We start from the raw sequence: 4,692 nt of genomic DNA on the forward strand, positions 1-4,692 counted from the left end.
GATCAGGCTTGCGCCCATTGTCCAATATTCCCCACTGCTGCCTCCCGTAGGAGTTTGGGCCGTGTCTCAGTCCCAATGTGGCTGATCATCCTCTCAGACCAGCTACTGATCGTCGCCTTGGTGAGCCATTACCTCACCAACTAGCTAATCAGACGCGGGCCAATCTTTCGGCGATAAATCTTTCCCCGTAAGGGCTTATCCGGTATTAGCCCAAGTTTCCCTGGGTTGTTCCGAACCAAAAGGTATGTTCCCACGCGTTACTCACCCGTCTGCCGCTGACATATTGCTATGCCCGCTCGACTTGCATGTGTTAAGCCTGCCGCCAGCGTTCGCTCTGAGCCAGGATCAAACTCTCAAGTTGGACTTGAAACTTTGAGCCGGCTGATCACAAATTTTGACGAGGTCCCACCATTCATCGACCGCGATTCACATCGCTGACGACGCGATCTCAATGAAGAGATCATGGTGTAACCTTATTCAAAACGTGTACCGCCGAAGTCTTTCGTCCGGCCCCGAAACAAGAAAACCGAGGTTTCCAAGTATCCGAGACCCGCAAGGACTCCGCCGTCCACGTTTCTCTTTCTTCATCTTCACTTGTCAAACAGCCCGGAGCGACCGCCCCACTCCCAGTTGTGGGAGTCCGCAACCTCTTCCGACGGCAAATCACAACCGACTGGTGCCGGCTGTTGAGTCACTCATCATAGTGAGGAGCTTTACGGGCGCGGAAACTTGCGTTGGCCGAGGGCCAATGCAGTGCCGCGCTCAGTGGCCGGGTTATAGGCCCGCCCATTCGTCGTTGTCAACGCCTGTTGTCAACAAATCGTCGCATCGTGTGGAAATTTTTGCGGTGCGAGGAGCCGCGTTCTTTCGGATGAACACGCCGTACTTGAGCCACAATCCTGCGACGTTCTGACAGGTGCTTAACGAATGAATCGCCGGTGCCAGTGGGGGCTGCCGGCGCTCATCTGGTCAGGCACGGGCGAGCCGAGACAAAGCCGTCTGTTCCTGATGGCCGAGAGACATCGAGAGATCTTAACACAGCGTTGTTGTTCCCGATTCCAGTCGGCCCGTGTCGCCGTGATTCCCGGACAACCATGCATAGGCCATGTTCCCGATCTCCCTTGGCGGGGAGCGAACACGGGTCGAGAGCGGGCCGAAGATCTCCCCGTATGTGAACGTTGGAATTTGGGGGGACGCCGGTTGAGCCAAAGGACGTCACGCGGGGGCGGGTACGGGCGCGAGATCGGGATCATTGATCTCGGCCACGAGCCGCCGCTGTCGGTCGACGGTTCCGAGGCCGCTGTGATCGACCGCCGCCGCGTCTCCGTGCAATGGTTCAGCGGCACCATCCTGACCGGACTGTGCGGCGCGGCCTTGATCGGCGGCGCCGTTTTTGCGTCGCTGGACGGCGAAATGACCTTTGCCAGGATGCCGGAGCGGGTCGAGACCGCGCTGCGCGGCGCCTTTGGCGCCAATGACCACACCACGACGCTGCGCAAGAGCGACCGGCTGCCGCCCCCCGGTGATTCGACCGCCACGCGCAGCGTGGTGCGGGTCTCCACCGCTACCCGTGTCGGCAACCACGACGTGATGCGGGTACGGCCGTTGATCCGCATCTCCGGCAATCTGTCGATGACGACGAGCGACCTCAGCGCCAAGATTCCGGCCTTCAACGTCCAGCGCCTGCTGAACGATTCCGATACCGACGCCACCGGTTCCGCCGGCGATCAGGCCGCGGCCGACGCGGCCGAGCCCGATGCCGAGGTGTCCTTCGTCACCAAGGATCTGGGGCAGGTGCTGCCGAAGGCGAAGATCGCGGCCGTGGTCGCGCTCGACGAGGTGCTGTTGCGGGTGCGCGATGCCGCGAACTGGCACGGCAATGGCAGCGGCGTACGCTACGCGCTCGCCAACGCCACGGCAGACGCCAGCGGCGCGCAGTCGGACCTCAAGATGGCGTACGCCGCCGAAGGCGCGGCCTCCGACCCCTATGCCGGATTCGAAACACGGGTGGTGCCGGAGAACGTCACGCTGCTGCCGAAGACCAAGGACCAGGTCACCGGCGGCAATCCGATCGGCGAGCACGTCCATATCGTCAAGAGGGGCGATAGCGTCACCTCGGTGCTGCACGATCAGGGCGCAACCCCTGACGATGCCAAGGCGATCGCGGCGATGCTGGGCGTCCATGGCCGCGACGGCGGCCTCAAGGACGGCGAGAAGCTGCGCATCCTGATGGCTCCCGCAAGTGCTGCGCCCGGCGCGCGGCTGCAGCCCTACCGCGTGATCGTCGCCAATGACACGACGATCGAGGCCGCTGCCGCACTGTCGGACCTCGGCAAATATGTCGCGGTCGACGTGCAGAGCATGAACACCGTTAGCGACACCGCCGACAACAGCAGCAACAGCCAGGAGGAGGACGACGACGACGACGGCAGCGGCGTCCGACTCTACCAGAGCATCTATGAGACGGCGCTCCGCAACAAGGTGCCGACCCCCGTCATCGACGAAATGATCCGGATCTATTCCTACGACGTCGACTTCCAGCGCAAGGTGCAGCCTGGTGATTCCTTCGACGTATTCTATGCCGGCGAGGACGAGGGCTCGAACGCCGACAAGAACGAGGTTCTGTTCGCTTCGCTCACCTTGGGCGGCGAGACCAAGAAATATTACCGCTTCCAGACCCCCGATGACGGGGTGGTCGACTATTATGACGAGAGCGGCAAGAGCGCGAAGAAGTTTCTGGTGCGCAAGCCGGTCAATGAAGCCATCATGCGCTCGGGCTTCGGCAACCGCCGCCATCCGATCCTGGGCATTTTCAAGATGCACACCGGCGTCGACTGGGCCACCGCCTATGGCACGCCGATCTTTGCCGCCGGCAACGGCGAGATCGAAAAGGCCGGCCTCGAAGGCGGCTACGGCAAATATATCCGCATCAAGCACAACAACGGTTATGAGACCGCCTACGGCCACATGTCGGCCTTTGCCAAGGGCATGGAAATCGGCAAGCGGGTGCGTCAGGGTCAGGTGATCGGCTTCGTCGGATCGACCGGCCAGTCGACCGGTCCGCACGTGCACTTTGAGATCCTGGTCAACGGCCGCTTCGTCGACCCCATGCGCATCAAGCTGCCGCGCGGCCGCGCGCTGGAAGGCGCGATGATCGCCAGCTTCGAAAAGGAGCGCGACCGCATCGACACCATGCTGAACGGCCGCGCCGGCGCCATCGGACACATCTCGGACGCCACCGGCGGCACGCTGCAGGTCAGCGACCGCTGAGATCGTCCATCTTACGAGCCGCCATTCGGTAACAGCTCGGTTAAGCGCTCGCTTGGAACGGCGGCAGAGGTCTGCACGGTGGATTTGGCGTCGACCGTCCAAGCCGGCGCAGACCTATCGTCGATGTCAATCGCAACGCGCCTCGACATTGTTCAAGCCAAGCCATCACCGGAATTGCCGCTTTGCGTCATGCGCCGGGGTGGCCGCAGTCGCATTGGCGCTTCACGACCTCATCGGCGCGCCGGCGCTTGAACTGAGCAAACCCCCCCTCCGCATCGCGGAGGGGATTTTGACGCCTTCGGAGTCCGAACGTGCGGCCGCGAACCGCCTGCGTCAGTTCAGCTTGCGCTTCGGCAGCGGGGCCTCGAACTGCGCGATCTCGGCGGTATTCGGCGCCTTGCCGTTGAAGGTCAAAACGTTGCCTTCGCTCGAGATCGCGACGCGGTCGCCGTCCTTCACGTCGCCGGCCAGGATCATCTCGGCGAGCGGATCCTGCAGGTTGCGCTGGATCACGCGCTTCAAGGGACGCGCACCATAGGCGGGGTCCCAGCCCTTGGCCGCGAGCCAATCGCGCGCTGCCTCGTCGAGCGTGAGCACGATCTTGCGCTCCTCCAAGAGCCTTTGCAGCCGAGCGAACTGGATCTCGACGATCCGGCCCATCTCGCTCTTCTGCAGGCGGTGGAACAGGATGATCTCGTCGACGCGGTTGAGGAATTCGGGCCGAAAGTGCGCGCGCACGGCATACATGACCTGCTCGCGCACCGCCGACGTATCCTCGCCCTCCGGCTGGTTCACCAGGAACTCCGAACCGAGATTCGAGGTCATGATGATCAGCGTGTTGCGGAAGTCGACGGTGCGGCCCTGCCCGTCGGTCAGCCGGCCATCGTCGAGCACCTGCAGCAGCACGTTGAAGACGTCGGGATGCGCCTTCTCGATCTCGTCGAACAGCACCACCTGGTAGGGCCGGCGTCGCACCGCCTCGGTCAGCGCGCCGCCCTCGTCGTAACCGACATAGCCCGGAGGCGCACCGATCAGCCGCGACACCGAATGCTTCTCCATGTACTCGGACATGTCGAGGCGGACCATCGCGGTCTCGTCGTTGAAGAGATATTCGGCGAGCGCCTTGGTCAGTTCGGTCTTGCCGACGCCGGTGGGCCCCAGGAACATGAACGAGCCCATCGGACGGTTCGGGTCCTGCAGGCCGGCGCGGGAGCGGCGCACGGCGGTCGCCACCGCACGCACGGCCTCGGCCTGACCGACCACGCGCTTTTCCAGCTGCTCCTCCATGCGCAGGAGCTTCGCGCGCTCGCCTTCCAGCATGCGGTCGACCGGAATGCCGGTCCAGCGCGACACCACCTGCGCAATGTGATTGGGCGTCACCGCCTCTTCGACCATGGCGCCCTTGCCCTCGCCGGCCTCGGC

General features: G+C 63.3%; 2 protein-coding genes and 1 rRNA gene. 1 reads left to right on the plus strand and 2 read right to left on the minus strand.

Going from position 1 to position 4,692, the window contains the following annotated elements:
- Positions 1–361 (minus strand): 16S ribosomal RNA (locus WCB02_RS01575); the annotation flags it as partial.
- 839 nt (positions 362–1,200) lie between these two features.
- On the opposite strand from WCB02_RS01575, the gene WCB02_RS01580 reads away from it, so the two are divergent.
- The gene (locus WCB02_RS01580; protein ID WP_423955616.1) at positions 1,201–3,270 is read left to right on the plus strand and encodes a peptidoglycan DD-metalloendopeptidase family protein; all 2,070 of its coding nucleotides are present in this window, start codon (positions 1,201–1,203) and stop codon (positions 3,268–3,270) included.
- Positions 3,271–3,603: 333 nt separating this feature from the next.
- Here the strand turns inward: WCB02_RS01580 and WCB02_RS01585 are convergent.
- The coding region (locus WCB02_RS01585; protein ID WP_423955618.1) for an AAA family ATPase at positions 3,604–4,692 on the minus strand (1,089 nt) is incomplete at its 5' end.

The organism is Bradyrhizobium sp. (genome assembly GCF_049581145.1).
In the GTDB taxonomy this organism is placed as follows: domain Bacteria; phylum Pseudomonadota; class Alphaproteobacteria; order Rhizobiales; family Xanthobacteraceae; genus Bradyrhizobium.